15 protein-coding genes and 2 pseudogenes are annotated in these 18,702 nt (G+C 62.0%); 14 read left to right on the top strand and 3 right to left on the bottom strand.

The annotated features are described in order from the left end of the window. Positions 1-98: 98 nt before the first annotated feature. On the bottom strand, positions 99-926 hold the full coding sequence (locus ACWTU7_RS22420; RefSeq protein ID WP_455840283.1) for a MurR/RpiR family transcriptional regulator: 828 nt from the start codon (positions 924-926) through the stop codon (positions 99-101). Positions 927-1,061: 135 nt separating this feature from the next. Between ACWTU7_RS22420 and ACWTU7_RS22415 the strand changes: the two genes are divergently transcribed. The 14 genes and pseudogenes from ACWTU7_RS22415 to ACWTU7_RS22350 all read left to right on the top strand — a co-directional run bounded on the left by ACWTU7_RS22415 (position 1,062) and on the right by ACWTU7_RS22350 (position 16,748). Further along, positions 1,062-1,892 (top strand): N-formylglutamate amidohydrolase, encoded by an 831-nt coding sequence (locus tag ACWTU7_RS22415; protein ID WP_455840282.1) that lies wholly within the window; start codon positions 1,062-1,064, stop codon positions 1,890-1,892. 18 nt (positions 1,893-1,910) lie between these two features. Further along, positions 1,911-2,423 (top strand): TRAP transporter small permease subunit, encoded by a 513-nt coding sequence (locus tag ACWTU7_RS22410; RefSeq protein ID WP_455840281.1) that lies wholly within the window; start codon positions 1,911-1,913, stop codon positions 2,421-2,423. Further along, the gene (locus ACWTU7_RS22405; RefSeq protein WP_455840280.1) at positions 2,420-3,745 is read left to right on the top strand and encodes a TRAP transporter large permease; all 1,326 of its coding nucleotides are present in this window, start codon (positions 2,420-2,422) and stop codon (positions 3,743-3,745) included. The genes ACWTU7_RS22410 and ACWTU7_RS22405 overlap by 4 nt, the downstream gene beginning before the upstream one ends. Positions 3,746-3,857: 112 nt before the next feature. Continuing rightward, entirely contained in the window at positions 3,858-4,925 is a 1,068-nt protein-coding gene (locus ACWTU7_RS22400; protein WP_455840279.1) for a TRAP transporter substrate-binding protein, read from the top strand. A gap of 67 nt (positions 4,926-4,992) precedes the next feature. Further along, the gene (locus ACWTU7_RS22395; RefSeq protein ID WP_455840278.1) at positions 4,993-6,363 is read left to right on the top strand and encodes a glutamine synthetase family protein; all 1,371 of its coding nucleotides are present in this window, start codon (positions 4,993-4,995) and stop codon (positions 6,361-6,363) included. A gap of 87 nt (positions 6,364-6,450) precedes the next feature. After that, entirely contained in the window at positions 6,451-7,839 is a 1,389-nt protein-coding gene (locus tag ACWTU7_RS22390; RefSeq protein WP_455840277.1) for an aldehyde dehydrogenase family protein, read from the top strand. A gap of 17 nt (positions 7,840-7,856) precedes the next feature. Beyond that, a complete protein-coding gene (locus ACWTU7_RS22385; protein ID WP_455840276.1) occupies positions 7,857-9,029 on the top strand; it encodes an iron-containing alcohol dehydrogenase in 1,173 nt (390 codons plus the stop codon). 243 nt (positions 9,030-9,272) lie between these two features. After that, the gene (locus ACWTU7_RS22380; protein ID WP_455840275.1) at positions 9,273-10,379 is read left to right on the top strand and encodes an ABC transporter substrate-binding protein; all 1,107 of its coding nucleotides are present in this window, start codon (positions 9,273-9,275) and stop codon (positions 10,377-10,379) included. Between the two features lie 72 nt (positions 10,380-10,451). After that, on the top strand, positions 10,452-11,345 hold the full coding sequence (locus ACWTU7_RS22375; RefSeq protein ID WP_245316077.1) for an ABC transporter permease: 894 nt from the start codon (positions 10,452-10,454) through the stop codon (positions 11,343-11,345). Further along, positions 11,342-12,136: an ABC transporter permease gene (locus ACWTU7_RS22370; protein WP_095517253.1), complete on the top strand. Its 795-nt coding sequence runs from the start codon at positions 11,342-11,344 to the stop codon at positions 12,134-12,136. Before ACWTU7_RS22375 ends, ACWTU7_RS22370 begins: the two co-directional genes overlap by 4 nt. 28 nt (positions 12,137-12,164) lie before the next feature. After that, positions 12,165-13,229: an ABC transporter ATP-binding protein gene (locus ACWTU7_RS22365; RefSeq protein WP_095517252.1), complete on the top strand. Its 1,065-nt coding sequence runs from the start codon at positions 12,165-12,167 to the stop codon at positions 13,227-13,229. A gap of 164 nt (positions 13,230-13,393) precedes the next feature. Next, positions 13,394-14,882 (top strand): annotated as a pseudogene (locus ACWTU7_RS22360) (cation:proton antiporter). 97 nt (positions 14,883-14,979) lie between these two features. After that, on the top strand, positions 14,980-15,906 hold the full coding sequence (locus ACWTU7_RS22355) for an endonuclease/exonuclease/phosphatase family protein (RefSeq protein ID WP_095517250.1): 927 nt from the start codon (positions 14,980-14,982) through the stop codon (positions 15,904-15,906). Beyond that, the gene (locus tag ACWTU7_RS22350; protein WP_455840274.1) at positions 15,903-16,748 is read left to right on the top strand and encodes an EamA family transporter; all 846 of its coding nucleotides are present in this window, start codon (positions 15,903-15,905) and stop codon (positions 16,746-16,748) included. Before ACWTU7_RS22355 ends, ACWTU7_RS22350 begins: the two co-directional genes overlap by 4 nt. Before the next feature lies 1 nt (position 16,749). Here the strand turns inward: ACWTU7_RS22350 and ACWTU7_RS22345 are convergent. Together ACWTU7_RS22345 and ACWTU7_RS22340 are read right to left on the bottom strand one after the other, a co-directional pair. Next, a pseudogene (locus ACWTU7_RS22345) lies at positions 16,750-17,046 on the bottom strand (Dabb family protein); the annotation flags it as partial. A 27-nt stretch (positions 17,047-17,073) separates the two neighbouring features. Then, on the bottom strand, positions 17,074-18,702 hold the full coding sequence (locus ACWTU7_RS22340; RefSeq protein WP_455840273.1) for a GMC family oxidoreductase: 1,629 nt from the start codon (positions 18,700-18,702) through the stop codon (positions 17,074-17,076).

Below are 18,702 nucleotides of genomic sequence, written 5' to 3'. Positions count from 1 at the left end.
CGCAACCAAATACCAAAACGGCCCGCCTCAGTGCGGGCCGTTTTGCGTTTGCGGCCTGCCGCGGTTGAGTTTGGCATCTACGGCATCGACGGCGCCCGCTACCGCAGGCTTTCCAGCTCGCGGATGCGTTTGGCGCCGTCGGCCTCGAGCTGCCGGGTGACGGCACCGATCAGCGTTTCGGCAACGACGAAAAGCGCCGCCGAAGAGTCCCAGGCCGAGGGCACGGCGGTGCGCCCGGCGATGACATGGCGGGCGAAGCGAGCGATCGGCGACAGCCACTGGTCGGTGAACAGCACGATCTGCACGCCGCGCTGATGCGCCGTCTCGGCGAAACGGACCAAACTGTCCTGGTAGCGCCTGATGTCGAAGATCACCAGCACGTCCCGCTTTCCCATGTCGATCAGCCGGTCGCGCCAGACGCTTTCCTGTCCGGCGAGGTGAAAGACATTGGGCTGGATGATGGCGAGGTGGGCGGCCATGTAGCGCGCCAGTGGATCGGTGAAGCGGCCACCGATCAGGAATGTCTTGCCGCGCCGATCGGCAAGCTTTGCAACGATGTCGGCAAGCTGCTTGTCCGACAGGTGCCTGAACGTCTCGCGCAGGTTGTCGAGCGTCGCCTCCAGCATCGGCGACACCGCGCCGCCGTTCGGCGATGGCGGGTTGAGCGTCCGTGACGCCGGCGACTGCAGTTGCGCCGCCAGTTCGTCCTGCAACGCCGATTGGAATTCCGGGTAGTTCTGGAAGCCGAGCCGGGCGACGAAACGCAGGATGGTCGGCGAGGAGACGCCAGCGGCAGCTGAGAACTCGGCGACAGTCTTCAGGCCGATCAGCGGATAGTTGGCGATCAGCGCTTGCGCTGCGCGGCGTTCGCCCGCCGGCATGGTGCCGATGCGATCCGAGATCAGTTCGGCAATGCTCGAAATCATCTTTTCCCCACCCCCTGGCTGCTTTGCTGAAATCGCATTTGACAAAGCCGGATGAACTGTATGAAATCATCCACAGGGACGCAATGAGGCAAAATACGTAATATACGATACAGCGCTCCCCCGGGGACTAAAACAATGGAGACAGCACGGCCCGCCAGCTTTGCATCGCCTGAAACCGTGAGGGTGACCAATCCTGGCGGATCGAGCCCATTCGTGCTGACCTGCGACCACGCCTCCAACTTCCTGCCGCCGGAATTCGGAACGCTCGGCCTCGCTGCCGAAGAGCTTTCCCGCCACATCGCCTGGGACCCCGGCGCGCTCCCGGTCGCCCGCCGCATGGCCGAGGCGCTTGACGCCACACTGGTCGAGACCCGCATTTCGCGCCTTGTCATCGACTGCAACCGGCCACTGGACGCGCCCGACCTGGTGCCGCCGGTCAGCGAGACCACGGCCATTCCGGGCAATACCGGCCTGTCGGAAAAGCAGCGCACCGCGCGCATCGCCCTGTCCTGGCAACCCTTCCATGATGCGGTCGCGAGTATCATCGACAAAAGGCTGGCGCGCGGGTTCGAGACGCGGCTGGTTTCAATCCATTCCTTCACCCCGGTCTACAAAGGTATGAGCCGGCCCTGGCACATCGGCATCATCCATGACGAGGATCGCCGGCTGGCAGCGCCGCTTGTCGCCGCGCTGCAGCGGCTCGCCGGCGTCACGGTCGGCATCAACGAACCCTATTCGCCGGCCGACCGCGTCTATTTCACGCTGGAACGGCACGCGCGTCCGCGGGGGCTACCCTGCGCGATGATCGAAATCCGCAACGACGAAATATCCGACGAAGCCGGGCAGCGGAAATGGGCGGATCTGCTCACGGGCATCTTCGTTGGCATTCACACGCCGGAACCATCAATGAGTCCCGATTCCCTGCCGCGGTGCGGCAGGCCGATCCCGGCCCATCCGATCCGATAATTCGACAGGAAGAGACCATTGCCCCGAGCCGCACAGCTTTTTGTCCGCTACGTTGACGCGATAAACTATCGCGTCGGACGCGTCGCCATGTACCTGCTGTTCGTCATGGGCGCGATCCTGCTCTACTCGACGCTGTCGCGTATCATTTTCGGCGTGCCGATCAACTGGGTGCTGGAAATGTCGCAGTTCCTGCTCTCCGCCTACTATCTGGTAGGCGGCGCCTATGCCCTGCAACTCGATCAACATGTGCGGATGGACCTCTTCTATAGCCGCCTCGATGCAAGGAAGCGTGCGATCACCGACGCCATCACCATCCTTTTTGTTATCTTCTTCCTGGTCGTGCTCCTCGGCGGTGGCCTGTCGAGCACAAACTACGCCATCCAATACAATCAGAAGAACTACTCGGCCTGGTCGCCCGTGCTCTGGCCGATCAAGATGGTGATGACGACGGGCGTCTTCCTGATGTTGCTGCAGTGCATCTCGACCTTCATCAAAGACGTAGCCATTGCCCGCGGGAAGCCGATCGCATGAGTTCCGAGGCGATCACCCTTTTCATGTTCGGAACCATGATGGTGCTGCTCTTCACCGGACAGCGCGTCTTTGGCGTCATCGGCTTCGTCGGTTCGGCGGCGGCCCTGTGGCTGTGGGGGCAGGGATCCTTCGAGATGCCCTTCAACGCCTCCTTCCAGGTATTGAACTGGTACCCGCTGATCACCGTGCCCTTCTTCATCTTCATGGGCTACATGCTGTCGGAATCCGGCCTGGCGGGAGACCTCTACCGGATGTTCCACGTCTGGTTCGGGCCGGTGCGCGGTGGGCTGGCGCTGGGCACGATCGGCCTGATGGTGCTGATTGCCGCGCTCAACGGCCTGTCGGTCGCCGGCATGGCGATCGGCGCGACGATCGCTCTGCCGCAGTTGCTGCGCCACGGCTACGACAAGTCGATGGTCACCGGTGTCATCCAGGCAGGTTCCTCGCTCGGCATCCTGATACCGCCGAGCGTCGTCCTGGTGCTCTACGCCATGATCGCCCGGCAGCCGGTGCTGGACCTTTGGCTGGCCGGGGTCGGCCCTGGCCTGCTGATGGCGCTGATCTTCGGCGTCTATGTCTATCTGCGCTGTCTCATCCAGCCGGAAGCCGGCCCGGCGCTGCCGGCCGAGGAGCGCGCGCTGATCACGCGCGCTGAAAAATTTGCGCTGCTCAGGGAAGGTCTGCTGCCGCTTGCCATTTTCGCCGTCATGATGGGCATGTTCATGACCGGAGTGACGAGCCTCGTGGAAAGCTCGGTCGTGGGGGCGGTGCTGGCAATGCTCGGCGCCTGGTGGGCGGGAAACCTGAACCGGAAATCCTTCGAGACGGCTAGCCGTAACACGCTGGGCATCAGTTGCATGTTCCTCTGGATCATTCTCGGCGCGCTGTGCTTCAGCTCGGTCTATGACGGGCTGGGCGCGGTAAAGGCGGTCAAGGCGCTGTTGATCGACACATGGGAGTTCAGCCCGTGGACCATCCTGGTGCTGATGCTCCTCTCCTTCATCCTCATGGGAATGTTTCTCGACGACACCGCGATGCTGGTCATCGTCGCGCCGCTCTACATCCCGCTGGTTATCAGCCTCGGCTTCAATCCGATCTGGTTCGGCATCCTCTACACGATCACCTGCCAGATCGCGTACATCACACCGCCCTTCGGCTATAATCTGTTCCTGATGCGCGCAATGGCGCCGCCCGAGATCACGTTGGCCGACATCTATCGCTCCATCGTGCCATTCTTCTTCCTGATGGTGCTGTCGCTGATCATCATCATGATTTTCCCGCAGATCGCGCTGTGGCTGCCAAGCCTCTATTCGGGACGATAGGCAACTGGAAATGGGTGATGCGTCGAGGAAAGAACCAAAAGAGGAAGAATGAGCTTCCCAGGAAATAGTGGACCTGCACGCATTCAGGAGTGTCGAAGAGGAGAACGGAACGATGTCTGAGCAAACAAGAAACATAAGCAAACGCGATTTCCTGCGAAAAGCGGGATTGACGACCGCGGGCGCGGTCGGTGCGTCCACGCTGGCCATGCCCTACGTCAAGGCACAGAGCCCGATAACATGGCGCCTGCAGACCTATGCCGGCCCGGCCTTGGCCGAGCACGTCATCAAGAACTCGATCGACTGGTTCAACAAAGCCGCCAATGGCGAGATGGTGATCGAGCTCTACACCGCAGATCAACTCGTCCCGCATGGCGAGCTGTTCCGTGCTGTCCAGTCGGGCACGATCGATGCGGCCCAGAGCGACGACGATTCCGCCGCCGCTCCGGTAGACGTCAAGGTATTCGGCGCTTATTTCCCGCTCGCCGCGCGCTATTCCCTCGACGTGCCGGCGCTGTGGCATTGGCACGGTCTGAAGGAGATCTGGGAAGAGGCCTATGCCGAGATTCCCGACGTTACCTGGCTCTCCACCGGCGCCTGGGACCCCTGCAACTTCGGCACCACAAAGCCGATCAGGTCCCTCGCCGATCTGCAGGGCCTGCGCGTCTACACCTTCCCTACCGGCGGCCAATTCCTGTCGCGCTTCGGCGTGGTGCCGGTCTCGCTTCCCTATGAGGACGTGCAACCCGCTATGCAGACCGGAGAACTCGACGGTGTGGCCTGGTGCGGCATCACAGAGATGCATACCGTGGGCTGGGCCGACGCACTAAAATACTACCTGACGAACCCGCTGTCGGGCGCCTGGGCCGGCTCCTACTTCGTCAATACCGGGAAGTGGAAGGCTGTGCCCGAGCATCTGCAGCAGCTCTTCCGCCTGGCAATCGACGCCTCACACTACTACCGCCAGCATTGGTACTGGGCTGGCGAAGCCAACTACCGCAACACCGGCAAGCTTGAGCTCACCACCATTCCAGATGCGGAATGGTCGAAGGTCGAGGAAGAGGCAGTAAAGTTCTGGGACGAGATCGCCGCGCAGAGCGAGCGCAGCGCAAAGGTCGTCGACATCATCAAGAAGTACAACGAATCGATGAGGAAGGCCGGGGCGCCCTATCGCTACGGCTGATTGAGACTGCAAACAAGGCCGCGCGCTTCGGCGGGCGGCTTTGCGAACCTGGACGCTGGAGTTTTAAATGCCCGGAAATTTTTCGTTCGATCAGTTGAAGAAGGCGGTCTCCAGCGGGGAGGTCGACACGGTGCTCGCCTGCATCGTCGACATGCAGGGGCGGCTGGCGGGAAAGCGGTTCCTGGCCCAGTATTTCGTCGATTCCGCCCATGATGAGACGCATGGCTGCAACTATCTCTTGGCCGCCGACATCGATATGGAGCCGGTGCCCGGCTACAAGGCGGCGAGCTGGTCGAAGGGTTACGGCGACTTCATCATGAAGCCCGATCTGTCGACGCTGCGGCGCATTCCATGGCTGGAAAAGACGGCGCTCGTGATCTGCGACGTGCTCGACCACCACACCCATGATGACCTGCCGCATTCGCCGCGCGCCATCCTGAAGAAGCAGGTCAAACGGCTGAGCGAGCGCGGCTATATCGGCTATTTCGCCTCCGAGCTCGAATTCTATCTGTTCAGCGAAACCTACGATTCCGCTCGCAAGAAGCGCTGGCAAGGCCTCGACACAGCCTCGCCCTATATAGGCGACTACCAGATCGGCATCACCACCAAGGAAGAAGGCGTCATGCGCCGGTTGCGCAACGAGATGGAAGCGGCCGGCATACCGATCGAGAACTCCAAGGGCGAGTGGGGTCCGGGCCAGGAAGAAATCAACGTACGCTATGCCGAGGCGCTCGACATGGCCGACCGCCACGTCATCCTGAAAAACGGCGCCAAGGAGATCGCCGAGGCTGAAGGCAAGGCGATTTCGTTCATGGCCAAGTACAATTACGGGCTGGCCGGCAATTCCAGCCACATCCACAATTCGCTGTGGAGCGCCGACGGCAAGACGCCGCTTTTTTATGACAAGAATGCCGAATGGACGCTGTCTACGCTCGGCCAGCAATGGGCGGCGGGCCAGCTCAAATACGCCAAGGAATTCACCTGGTTCCTCGCGCCCTACATCAACTCCTACAAGCGCTTCCAGGCCGGCACTTTCGCGCCGACCAAGATCATGTGGAGCGAGGACAACCGCACCGCCGGTTTCCGCCTGTGCGGCGAGGGCACCAAGGGCATCCGCATGGAATGCCGCATCGGCGGCGCCGATCTGAACCCCTATCTCGCCTTCGCCGCGCTGATCGCGGCCGGCCTTGCCGGCATCGACGAAAAGCTCGAACTGCAAAAACCCTTCGTCGGCGATGCCTATCAAGCCTCGCAGCTGCCGGAAATTCCGAAAACCCTGCGTGATGCCACCGAGACGCTGGCGAGATCGGAGATGCTGAAGCAGGCGCTCGGCGACGGCGTGCTCGAGCATTATGTCCATACGGCCCACTGGGAGCAGTTCGAATACGACCGCCGCATTACCGATTGGGAACTGCACAGAGGGTTCGAGCGGTACTAAACTACGCCAGTGCTGCCTTCGGCCTTTGGTGCCGGACGGACGGGCGGCCCAAACCGAGATTGTCATTAACCGTGAGGACTCAAAGGAATGACCGAAACGGTCAAGATAAAATCTCCCGTCGATGGTTCGATCTATGCCGAGCGGCCTGTGGCCACGGACCAGGCGATCAATGCGGCGGTCGAGCGTGCCAAGGCGGCGCAGGAGAAATGGGCTGAGACACCGATCGTCGAGCGCGGCAAATACATGCTTGCCATGTTGGAAGCGTTGGTCGCCATGACCGACGAGATCGTGCCGGAGATCGCCTGGCAGATGGGTCGTCCGGTGCGCTATGGCGGCGAGTTCGGCGGCGTCAGGGAACGTACCAGCTACATGGTCGAGATCGCCGAAGCGGCACTCAAGCCGGTCCTCGCCTCCAATCCGAAGGACGGGTTTCGCCGCTATGTGAAGAAGGTGCCGCTCGGCGTGGTCATGGTGATTGCGCCGTGGAACTATCCCTATCTCACCGCCGTCAACACCATCGTGCCGGCGCTGATGGCCGGCAGTGCCGTCATCCTTAAGCATGCGGCGCAGACGCTGCTGGTCGGCGAACGTTTTCAACAGGCGTTCGACAAAGCAGGCCTGCCCAAGGGTCTGTTCCAGAACCTCGTCATGAACCATGTGCAGACCGAAAAACTGCTCGGCTCGGGCAAGATCGACCATGTCAATTTCACCGGCTCGGTTGGCGGTGGCCGCGCCATCGAAAAGGCCGCGGCAGGCACCTTCATGACGCTCGGCCTCGAACTCGGCGGCAAGGACCCGGCCTATGTCCTGGCCGACGCCAAGATGGATCATGCCGTCGCCAACCTGGTCGACGGGGCCTTCTACAATTCCGGCCAGTGCTGCTGCGGCATCGAGCGCGTCTATGTCCATGAGAAGGTCTATGATGAATTCATCGAAGGCTTTATCGCCGAAACCAAGAACTACGTCGTTGGCAACCCACTCGACCAGGCGACGACGATGGGGCCGATGGCACAGGCGCGCTTCGCCGACCTGATCCGCGAGCAGAAGGCCGAGGCGCTGCGCAAGGGCGCCAAGGCCCACATCAACATGAAGGTTGCCAATGACGAGCAAGGCTCGCCCTATCTGGCGCCGGAAGTGCTGACCGGGGTCGATCATCAGATGAGTGTTATGCGCGAGGAAAGTTTTGGGCCGATCGTCGGCATCATGAAGGTGCGCAACGACGAAGAGGCGATCGCGCTGATGAACGACAGCCCCTATGGGCTGACAGCCTCGATCTGGACGCGCGACACCGAGCATGCGGCGGCGATCGGCGATCGCATCGAGACCGGCACCGTGTTCATGAACCGCTGCGACTATCTCGATCCGGCGCTGGTCTGGACCGGTGTCAAGGACACCGGCAAGGGCGCCGCACTGTCGGCCATCGGCTACGACAATCTGACCAGGCCGAAATCATACCATCTACGTGAAGCCATCTGATTTTTCGAAAGATCAAAATGACAAAATTGATTTCCAAATGGAACTATCCGACAACCGTGCGCTTCGGCGCGGGGCGCATCAAGGAATTGCCTGATGTGCTTGATGCCACCGGCATCAAGCGGCCGCTCTTCGTTACCGATCCGGGGCTAGCCAAGCTGCCGGTGGTCGCCACGACGCTGAAGATCCTCGACGACGCCAAGGTACCCTATGGCGTGTTTTCCGAGGTCAAGCCGAACCCGGTCGACTCCAACCTGACCGCCGGCATTGCCGTGTTCCAGAAGGGCAAGCATGACGGCGTCATAGCCTTCGGCGGCGGCTCGGCGCTCGACCTCGGCAAGCTGATCGCCTTCCAGGCAGGCCAGACGCGGCCGGTCTGGGATTTCGAAGATATCGGTGACTGGTGGACGCGCGCCAACTCCGATGCGATCGCACCGATCATCGCCGTGCCGACCACCGCCGGCACCGGCTCGGAGGTCGGCCGCGCCGGCGTCATCACCAATGAAGCGACCCACACCAAGAAGGTCATCTTCCATCCGAAACTTTTGCCGGCCATCGTCATCGCCGATCCGGAGTTGTCGGTCGGCATGCCGGGCTTCATCACCGCCGGCACAGGCATGGACGCGCTTGCTCACTGCCTCGAGGCCTATTGCGCCCCGGGCTATCATCCGATGGCCGACGGCATCGCTGTCGAAGGCGTGCGGCTCGTCTTCGAGAACCTGCCGAAAGCCTATGCCAACGGTAAGGATCTCGTCGCCCGCGCCCACATGATGAGTGCGGCCGCCATGGGCGCCGCCGCTTTCCAGAAGGGGCTGGGTGCCATCCACTCGCTGTCGCATCCGATCGGCGCGCTCTACGACACCCATCACGGCATGACCAACGCCGTGTTCATGCCTTATGTGCTGGCTTTCAACCGCGACGCCATCGAGGTGCGCATCGCGCGGCTCGCAGCTTATTGCGGCATCAAGGGCGGCTTCGACGGCTTCGCCAAGGCCGTCATCAAGCTTCGCAAGGAATTGAAGGTGCCGCACGCGCTGCCGGGCCTGATCAAGGGGCTCGACATGGACAAGAAGCGCAAGGGCCTGATCGCCGACATGGCGGTGGTCGATCCGACCGCCGGCGGCAACCCGGTCAAGCTGACCAGGAAGGCGGCGCTGACGCTGCTCGACAATGCCATTGCCGGCACCGTCTGAGACGGTTTTGCGCGCCGAAAGTTGATCTGGGAAATTGAGGCAAAGAAAGGGCAAAAGATGAAAGGTAAGACAGAAATTCGTTAGCCGGAAAAATAATCGCGGGGCGATTGCTACAGCCGGTTAAAAAGAGTTTACTTTTTCGTACTGCAGGGCATCGCTTTCACAAAGCTTTCATCGGGCTGTCACACGAAAACGATACCGCATCGCAGGCGTCCAACGGCGTCAGTTCAACGGAGAGAACACATGTTCAAATTCACGGGAAAAGTGCTTTCCCTTACGGCCGTCGCCCTGATGGCGACCTCTGCCATCTCGTCGGCGCAGTCCATGGATGAACTGGTCGCCGCCGCCAAGGCGGAAGGCCAGCTCACCACCATCGCGCTGCCGCACAGCTGGTGCGGCTACGGCGACGTCATCGCCGGCTTCAAGGCGAAGTATCCGGAAATCACCATCAACGAGCTCAATCCCGATGCCGGCTCCGGCGATGAGATCGAGGCGATCAAGGCCAACAAGGACAATAAGGGCCCGCAGGCGCCTGATGTCATCGACGTCGGCCTGTCGTTTGGCCCGTCCGCCAAAGCAGACGGCCTGATCCAGCCCTACAAGGTGTCGACCTGGGATTCGATCCCTGACAGCGCCAAGGACGCCGACGGCTACTGGTACGGCGACTACTACGGCGTGCTCGCCTTCGGCGTGAACAAGGCCGTCGTGCAGAACGCACCACAGGACTGGGCTGACCTGCTGAAGCCGGAATATGCTAACTCGGTGGCGCTCGCCGGTGACCCGCGCACCTCGAACAACGCCGTCATGTCGGTCTACGCTTCGGGCCTCGCGGCTGGCGGTACCGGCGGCCAGGACGCCGCCGCCAAGGGTCTGCAGTTCTTCAAGCAGCTCAACGATGCCGGCAACTTCGTGCCGGTCGACGGTGAAGCGGCAGCTGTCGCCCAGGGCACGACGCCGATCGTGATGAACTGGGACTACAACCTGCTCGCCATGCGCGACAAGATGGCCGGCAATCCGGAAATCGAAATCGTCGTGCCAAAGGGAGCAGTGGTCGCAGGCGTCTACGTACAGGCGATCAGCGCCTATGCGCCGCATCCGAACGCCGCCAAGCTGTGGATGGAGTATCTCTACTCGGACGAAGGCCAGCTGGGCTGGCTGAAGGGCTACTGCCACCCGATCCGCTTCAATGATCTCGCCAAGAAGGGCGTGATCCCGAAGGAGATGCTGGACAAGCTGCCGGCCGCCGAGAACTACGAAAAAGCGATCTTTCCAACCTTGGAGGAACAGAACGCGGCCAAGAAGGAAATCAGCACGAACTGGGATGCCATCGTTGGCGCCGTCGTGAAGTAATTCATAGGGCGCCGGCCGTTCGCCGGCCGGCGCCCTATGCCAGACTTCGGGAATTCCATGGCAGACTCCACAATGTCCCAGACAGCCCGCGTCAGTCCTGGCGCGCCGGAGATCAGCCGCCTTCGGCTGCCACTGCATTGGTTAGGCGTAACTCCGTTCTTCGTTTTCGCGCTGGTCTTTCTGATCTTGCCCACTGTAGGGCTGATCGCGGGCGCGTTCAAAAATGCAGCCGGCGACTATACGTTCGACAACATCATAGCGTTGTCGCAACCCAAGCTCGCCGCAGCCTATTGGGTATCCATTCAGATCAGCTTTGTCTCTGCGGTCCTTGGTGCCTTGATCGGCCTGGCCATGGCGGTGGCAGTGGTTCGCGGAGGCTTGCCGCCGTGGTTACGCTCGGCAACCTTGACCTTCTCGGGCGTCGCCTCGAATTTCGCGGGCGTACCGCTGGCATTCTCGTTCATTGCAACGCTAGGTCGGCTCGGAGTGGCGACGATCCTGTTGCGTGACGTTTTCGGCATCAACATCTATTCGCTCGGCTTCAGTATCTTTTCGTTTTGGGGCCTGATTCTCACCTATCTCTATTTCCAGATTCCATTGATGATCGTCATCATCACGCCGGCGGTCGATGGGTTGAAGAAGGAATGGGGCGAAGCTGCCGCCACGCTCGGGGCAACCAATTGGCAATATTGGCGCATGGTGGTCATCCCGGTGTTATGGCCGAGCTTTCTCGGTACGACGGTCCTCCTCTTTGCCAATGCCTTCGGGGCGGTCGCAACGGCCTATGCACTAACGGGGCCGTCACTCAACATCGTGCCAATCCAGCTGTTCGCGCAGATTCGCGGCGACGTGCTGTACAATCCGAATCTAGGCTACGCGCTTGCGTTCGGCATGATCGTCATCACCGGCCTGGCCAACCTATTCTATATCTTGTTCCAACGGCGAGCCGAACGGTGGCTGAAATGAAGCAAGGCAGCCGCTTTTGGGCTTGGCTCGTTTTTGGCGTGGGAACCACTTATTTTGTCCTGCCGCTTTTGGCGACCTTTGAATTCTCTTTGCGTAAGCGGCGAGGGGAATACTCCTTTGACGCCTACCGCTCAGTCTTCGGAGATCCGAATTTCCAGACTACATTTACCTATTCCGTCGTTGTGGCGATCTTCACCATCCTTTTGGGCGTGCTGCTCGTTGTCCCGACGGCTTACTGGATACGGCTGCGGCTACCGAATCTGCGGCCGGTCATAGAGTTCATAACGCTGCTGCCGCTGGTTATCCCCGCTATCGTCATCGTCTTCGGCTACATCAGAATGTTCGGTTCGAATTCAACGCTGCCCTTTCTGGCGACAGCGCGCGGCACCGATGCTCTGCTGGTCATCGGCTATGCAGTGCTGGCGCTGCCTTATATGTACCGGGCGGTCGATACCGGTCTCAGGACCATCGACGTCAGAACGCTCACCGAAGCCGCACAAATCCTCGGCGCCGGCTGGACCACCATCATCGCCCGCATCATCCTGCCGAACGTACTGATCGCTGTCTTATCCGGCGCGTTCCTGAGTTTTGCCATCGTCATCGGCGAGTTCACCATGGCCTCGCTGTTGAATCGCCCAGCCTTTGGCCCCTATCTGCAGAACATCGGCGCCAACAGTGCCTATGAGCCGTCGGCACTGGCGCTCATTTCGTTCGCCATCACCTGGGGCTGCATGTCGCTGATCCAGATCCTGTCGCGTTTTGCGCCGCGATCGGCGAACCGGCCAAACTGATCGAAAAGTACTGACCGAAAGAAAAGCCATGGCCGAGCCATTCCTCTCCATCCAGCAGGTGCGAAAAGCCTTCGGCGCCACCACCGTCGTGCAGGATTTCAATCTCGACGTCGAGCCGGGCGAATTCGTCTCCTTCCTCGGGCCATCGGGCTGCGGCAAGACGACGGTGCTGCGCATGGTCGCCGGCTTCGAGGAGCCGAGCGCCGGCAAGATCGTGGTGGCCGGCAAGGACATCACCCGGCTCAAGCCCAACCAGCGCAATGTCGGCATGGTGTTCCAAGCCTATGCGCTGTTTCCGAACCTGACGGTGGCGCAGAACATCGGCTTCGGGCTGAAGGTCGCGGGCATGCCAAAGGCCGATGCCGACAGGCGCGTTGCCGAGATGCTCGAGCTCATCAAGCTGCCGCAGATGGGTGACCGCTATCCCTATCAGCTCTCCGGCGGCCAGCAGCAGCGTATCGCGCTGGCGCGGGCCATCGCGCCGAAGCCGAAGCTCCTGCTGCTCGACGAGCCGCTGTCGGCGCTCGACGCCAAGGTGCGCGTGTCGCTGCGCGAGGAAATCCGCTCGATCCAGAAGAAGCTCGGCATCACCACCGTCTTCGTCACCCACGACCAGGAAGAGGCGCTGTCGATCTCCGACCGCATCGCCGTCATGTATGGCGGCAAGGCCGAGCAGGTCGGCACGCCGTTCGAGATCTACAACCGGCCGGCGACCAAGTTCGTTGCCAATTTCGTCGGCACGCTGAACGTGCTCGAAGGCACCGTCACCGACGCGGCGTCGGGCAAGGTGCGCGTCAACGCGCAAGAGATCTCGCTGCAGGGAAAGCTCAACGGCTCCAAGTCCGGCGACACGCTGTCGCTGGCACTGCGGCCCGAGGCGATTTCGCTCGGTCGCCATCCCGGCCGTGACGCCAGTCTTTCGGGCGAGATCACCGAAGTGCATTTCCTCGGTTCGGTCATCCGGGTTCGCGTCGGCATCGGCGGCAGCACGGTATCGCTCGACACGTTCAACAGTCCGGCCACCCCGCCGCCCGCCGTTGGCGAAAAGGCCGAGATTTCCTTCTCGTCGGGCGACATGCTGGTGCTGCATTAGGGGAAAAGTGAATAGTGAATAGCAAGAAGGCGCTTTACGGGCCGAAACGTCTCTGCATGCAACCATTCACCATTCACCATTCACCATTCACCATTCACATTAGCCAAAGCCGGTCGCCGTTTTTTTGCAGTGCCAATCGCCCGGCTTCACCGGTACGGTAGGGGATGGCGCTTTTCGAGCTGACCCTTATTCTTCTGCTGATCGCCGTCGCGCTGACGGCGCTGTCGCGGCGTCTCCAGGTTCCCTATCCTTCGTTGCTGGCGTTGGCGGGCGCCGGCATCGCATTCCTGCCGTTTGCGCCGACCATCGAGATCGATCCCGAACTGGCGCTCGCTTTGTTCATCGCGCCGGTGCTTCTCGATGCTGCCTACGACACGTCGCTGCGCGATCTCAATCGCTACAGACTGCCACTTGCCTTGCTGGCGCTTGGCGCCGTCGTTTTCACCACTGCTGCCGTGGCGCTTGTCGGATGGACAATGGCAGGCTTGCCGATCGCCGCGGCAATCGCCCTCGGCGCGATCGTGGCGCCGCCCGATGCCGTCGCAGCGTCGGCCGTGCTTGGACAGTTCAAGGTGCCGCATCGCGTCACCGCGATCCTGCAAGGAGAAAGCCTGCTCAATGATGCCACGGCACTCCTGATCTACCGCATGGCGGTTTCCGCTGCTGCCGGCTCCATCCTGCTGAGCAGCGCGGTTCCGATGATCTTGCTGTCGACGGTCGGCAGCCTTGCCGCTGGTTATGTGCTCGGCCGGCTGTCTCTCGTCACCCTCAGTCGCATCAGCGATCCGGCAAGTGGCACGGTGGTGCAATTTGCCGGGACTTTCGGCGTCTGGATCCTGGCCGACAAGATCGGGCTCTCCGCCATCATTACGATCGTCGTCTATGCCATGACCATCGCGCGCACCGCGCCGCGCCGCATGCCGGCCAGAAATCGCGTCAGCTCCTACTCGGTTTGGGAGACGGCTGTCTTCGTGCTGAACGTTCTGGCCTTCGTCCTGATGGGACTTCAGGCACGATTGATCGTCGGCCGGCTGGCCGAGCAGGGGCAGGTCGAAGCGTTCGTCTTCGCCGCAGCCGTGCTGGCTGTCGTCATCATCTCGCGCCTTGTTTGGGTTCTGGGATGCGGCGCGATCATCAGGTGGCTTGCCGCCTTCGGTGACGCGGAACGGCAGGCTGAAGCCCCGTCGTTCCGCGGCGGCGTGCTGATCGGCTGGTGTGGCATGCGTGGTCTGGTCACCCTTCTCGGTCGTTCTCGGCACATTGGTGCTTCAAGGCATGAGCCTGAAGCCGCTGCTGCGCTTGCTGCGTCTCGATCCGGACGAAACTGTCGACCGCGAGGTCGCGCAGGCACGCGCCGCCATCATGCAGGCAGCGCTGGACGTGTTGAGCGGCAAGACATCGAATGCCGCGGCCGTGGTCCGCGAGCAATTTACCGCGCAGCGTACGATCGCTGAAAACCCGGAGGACGCCCAGGCAGCGACCGAGTACGACAGATTGCGTCTCTATGCGATAAAGAGCCAGCGTGACGCGCTGGAACAGCTGCGTATCGACGGCACGATCGGCGATGAAGCGTATCATCGCCTGGAGGAGGAAATCGACTGGTCGGAATTGGCCGCCTCTCCGCCGGGACGATTCCAGCCCCTGACGACTTAGCTGCGCGCTGTCTGGCCCAAGCTCTCTCCATCCGGCTGTACATTGCAACCAATCCGCCAAACCGCTACTGCCATCACGAATTTGAGCCGGTTAAGCAATGAAGCTGGTCAGCTACAACATCCAGTACGGTTTCGGCAGCGACGGCCGCTACGATCTCGCGCGCTCAGCCGAGGTTGTCGCTGGCGCAGACATCATCGCGTTGCAGGAAGTGGAACGGCACTGGCTGCGCAGCAACGAAGATGACCAGCCGGAAATCCTTTCCCGGCTACTGCCGGAATACCATTGGGTTTATGGCCCAGCCTTCGACATGGACGCCAGCGAGCGACATGACGGTCGCATCGTCAACCGGCGGCGGCAATTCGGCACTATGATCCTGTCCAAGCTGCCGATCGTCTGGTCGCGCCTGCACACGTTGCCACTGCGCCGCACGGTGCGTCCCCTCAACACCCGCAACGCGGCGCTTGAATGCATGATCCGCACCCCTGCCGGTCCGGTGCGGGTGCTGTCGCTGCATCTCGCGCATATCGCCGTCGAAGAGCGGCTGGAGCAGATCGATTACCTGCTCGCCGAGCATCGCCGTGCACCGTCCGACGGCGGCCCGTGGAGCGGCGCCGATGACGAACCCGAGCGCAATTGGAGCAATGGCGAGCCGGAGCCGGAAAACCCGCTGGCGGCGATCTGGATGGGCGATTTCAACATGGAGCCGGGCAGCGCCGAGTGCCGGCGCATAGTCGGCAGCACGCCGTACCATCGCGGTGCTGCCTATCTCGACGGTTTTGTCGATGCCGCCGCTGTCGCCAGCGAACCGACGGCGGATTTCCATACCCATGTGAAGACCATCGACGGCAGGCTGGCAAAGCGCCGGCTCGACCATTGCTTCGTCGGCGGGATGTTGGCGGGCCGCGTGCGCTCGGTCAGTGCCGATATCGACGAAATCGCCTCGGACCATTTTCCGCTGCGGGTCGACATCGACCTGGAAACGCCGTTCACAACGGGGGCCGGAGGCGGGATGACCCGCCGATGAGCTTGTTCGTCTTCTTCGCGGTGCTTGCCGCCGCCGCCATGCACGCGATCTGGAACGCGCTGGTCAAGGTCCATCTCGACCGCTTCCTGTCGATCACGCTGATGACGCTCGGCATGGGCGCCGTTGCACTTCTGGCTCTGCCATTTGTCGAGGTGCCGAAGTCGGAAGTGTGGCCCTATATCATCGCCTCGGTGGTCTTCCACATGGGTTACAGAACGTTTCTGATCGGCGCCTACAAGGCCGGCGATTTCGCGCAGACCTATCCGCTGGCGCGCGGCACCGCACCGCTGCTTGCAGCACTTGGTGGCATGGTGGTTGTCGCTGAAGTTCCGACACCGCTGGCCATCGTCGGGATCGTTCTTTTGTCGGCCGGGACGCTGGTGCTGTCGTTTCGCGGCGGCGCGCATCTGGAAAGGCTGAACCCGCGTGCCGTCGGCTTTGCGCTGGGTACATCGATCTTCATCGGCAGCTATACGCTTTCAGACGGCAGCGGCGCGCGGCTGGCCGCAACTGCATCGAGCTATGCGGCATGGCTGTTCGTCTGTGATGCGGCATGGGCGCTGGTGCTGTGCCTGATCTTTCGCGGACCAAAGGCGCTGCCGGTGCTGGCGCGCGACTGGAAGGCGGGCGTGTACACCGGCGTGCTCAGCGGCGCCGCCTACTGGATCGTGATGTGGGCGATGACCAAGGCGCCGATCGCCTCGGTCGCGGCGCTGCGCGAAACCTCGATCCTGTTCGCCATGATGATTTCGGTGTTTGCGCTCGGCGAGAAGATGACGGGATGGCGCGGTGCCGCCGTGCTCAGCATTGTTGCCGGGGTGGTCGCGCTGAGGCTCGGGTAAGCTAAGCGCTTATATCCAGATCGAACACCATCAGTCCATCCGTGCCGCCTTCAAGCGCCGCGACCGGCCGGGCGCCGGCTCGGCTGTGAGCCTCATGCATCAGATAGGCGTCGCGTGCTGCGGCATCGCGGAAGTCGATGGTGAAGCCGGGCGTGAAGCCGCGCGCGAACGGTTCTGGGCTGGTGTTGGCGCTGAATTCGACCGTGCCCATGCCGTCGATCAGCCGTCGCAATGCTTCGAAAGCGGCATGGATTGCCGCTCGCTCGTCGTCGGTGACGTCATTGCGGAATCGAGCGAAGACACAGTGCCTGTCATTCTTGGGATCTCATGCCGCTTGGTTGGTGGAAAACACGGCCGGCGGCAGCGGTTCGCGGCCAAGGATCAGATCGGCGCCTTTTTCGCCGACCATGATCGTCGGTGCATTGGTGTTGGAGGAGGGGATGCGCGGCATCACCGAGGCGTCGCAGACGCGCAGACCCTCGATGCCGCGCAGCCTGAGGTCGGGCGTTACCACGCTCATCGCGTCATGGCCCATGCGGCAGGTGCCGACAGGGTGGTGGTCGGTCTTGGAACTGCGGCAGGCATAGTCGAACAGCTCGTCGTCGCTGGTGAGTTTCGGTCCCGGCAGCACCTCGCGCAGCACGTAAGGGGCAAGCGCCTTCTGCCGCATGATCTCGCGCGCCAGCCTGAGCCCCTTGATCGACATGTCGCGATCGTGGGGATCAGCCCAGTAATTCGGATCGATCAGCGGGCTGTCGGCCGGGTTGGCACTGTTCAGCCGTACCGTGCCGCGTGAACGCGGGCGCAGGAAGGCCGAGTTCAGCGTCACGCCCGGATTTTTCAGTTTCTCGACGCCGGCCTCGATGCCGGAGCCGAGGCCGAGATGGAGCTGGATATCGGGCGAGGCGGCGGTCGGATCGGCGTACCAGAAGCCGCCGGTTTCGAACAGGCTGGAGGCAACCGGTCCCTTCTTGAGCAGCAGATACTGCAGGCCGGCCCACACCGTCCGGTGCAGCTTGGCGTAGTTGTCGTAGGTGTGGTCGCCGGTGCATTCGGCAATGACGAACAGGTCGAGATGGTCCTGCAGGTTGGAACCGACACCGGGCAGGTCGTGGACCGGCGTCACGCCGACCGACTTCAGTTGGTCGGCCGGGCCGATGCCCGACTGCATCAGCAGCTTCGGCGAGCCGATGGCGCCGGACGAGACGATCACTTCGCGCTCGGCGCGCAGGATCGTCGGCTGACCGCCCGGCCTGTCGATGATCTCGACCCCGACGGCGCGGCCTTTGTCGATGACGATGCGCGTCACCAGCACATTGGTCCTGACGGTCAGGTTCTTGCGCTCGCGGATCGGCCTGAGATAGGCAACCGAGGCGGAGGAGCGCCTCGCGTCCTTCTGCGTCAATTGATAGTAGCCGACGCCTTCTTGGGCTACCCCGTTGAAGTCCGGATTGAACGGAATGCCTATCTCCTGTCCGGCGCGGAAATAGGCTTCGCAGATCGGCAGCGGCGCAATCGGGTTCGAGACGCCGAGCGGGCCCTGATCGCCGTGAAAATCGTTGGCGTAGCGCTGGTTGTTCTCGGCCCGCTTGAAATAGGGCAGCACATCGCGATAGCCCCAGCCGACAAGGCCTTCTTCCTTCTCCCAGGCGTCGTAATCGCGGGCATTGCCGCGCGTGTAGATCTGAGCGTTGATAGAGGAGCCGCCGCCGATCACCTTGGCCTGCGTATATCGAAAGACGCGGTTCTTCATGTGCCTCTGCGGCACGGTCGACCAGCCCCAGGCGGCAATGCCCTTGGTCATCTTGGCGAAGCCGGCCGGCATATGGATCAGCGGATGCCAGTCCTTGCCGCCGGCCTCGAGCAGCAGCACCTGATGCGAGGGATCTTCGCTCAGCCGGTTGGCGAGGACGCAACCGGCCGGGCCGGCGCCGACGATGATGTAGTCGGTCAT

Source organism: Mesorhizobium sp. BHscii (genome assembly GCF_053848065.1).
Note: the sequence above shows the minus strand (reverse complement) of the source record. Positions and strands in the feature narration are given on the sequence as shown.

What these genes read in the sequence shown, in the direction of transcription:
- ACWTU7_RS22370 (WP_095517253.1), top strand. Translation starts at nt 11,342, where the DNA reads ATGAAGCAAGGCAGCCGCTTTTGGGCTTGGCTCGTTTTTGGCGTGGGA.
- ACWTU7_RS22385 (WP_455840276.1), top strand. Translation starts at nt 7,857, where the DNA reads ATGACAAAATTGATTTCCAAATGGAACTATCCGACAACCGTGCGCTTC.
- ACWTU7_RS22375 (WP_245316077.1), top strand. Translation starts at nt 10,452, where the DNA reads ATGTCCCAGACAGCCCGCGTCAGTCCTGGCGCGCCGGAGATCAGCCGC.
- ACWTU7_RS22400 (WP_455840279.1), top strand. Translation starts at nt 3,858, where the DNA reads ATGTCTGAGCAAACAAGAAACATAAGCAAACGCGATTTCCTGCGAAAA.
- ACWTU7_RS22365 (WP_095517252.1), top strand. Translation starts at nt 12,165, where the DNA reads ATGGCCGAGCCATTCCTCTCCATCCAGCAGGTGCGAAAAGCCTTCGGC.
- ACWTU7_RS22380 (WP_455840275.1), top strand. Translation starts at nt 9,273, where the DNA reads ATGTTCAAATTCACGGGAAAAGTGCTTTCCCTTACGGCCGTCGCCCTG.
- ACWTU7_RS22390 (WP_455840277.1), top strand. Translation starts at nt 6,451, where the DNA reads ATGACCGAAACGGTCAAGATAAAATCTCCCGTCGATGGTTCGATCTAT.
- ACWTU7_RS22405 (WP_455840280.1), top strand. Translation starts at nt 2,420, where the DNA reads ATGAGTTCCGAGGCGATCACCCTTTTCATGTTCGGAACCATGATGGTG.
- ACWTU7_RS22340 (WP_455840273.1), bottom strand. Translation starts at nt 18,702, where the DNA reads ATGACCGACTACATCATCGTCGGCGCCGGCCCGGCCGGTTGCGTCCTC.
- ACWTU7_RS22415 (WP_455840282.1), top strand. Translation starts at nt 1,062, where the DNA reads ATGGAGACAGCACGGCCCGCCAGCTTTGCATCGCCTGAAACCGTGAGG.
- ACWTU7_RS22420 (WP_455840283.1), bottom strand. Translation starts at nt 926, where the DNA reads ATGATTTCGAGCATTGCCGAACTGATCTCGGATCGCATCGGCACCATG.
- ACWTU7_RS22350 (WP_455840274.1), top strand. Translation starts at nt 15,903, where the DNA reads ATGAGCTTGTTCGTCTTCTTCGCGGTGCTTGCCGCCGCCGCCATGCAC.
- ACWTU7_RS22395 (WP_455840278.1), top strand. Translation starts at nt 4,993, where the DNA reads ATGCCCGGAAATTTTTCGTTCGATCAGTTGAAGAAGGCGGTCTCCAGC.
- ACWTU7_RS22355 (WP_095517250.1), top strand. Translation starts at nt 14,980, where the DNA reads ATGAAGCTGGTCAGCTACAACATCCAGTACGGTTTCGGCAGCGACGGC.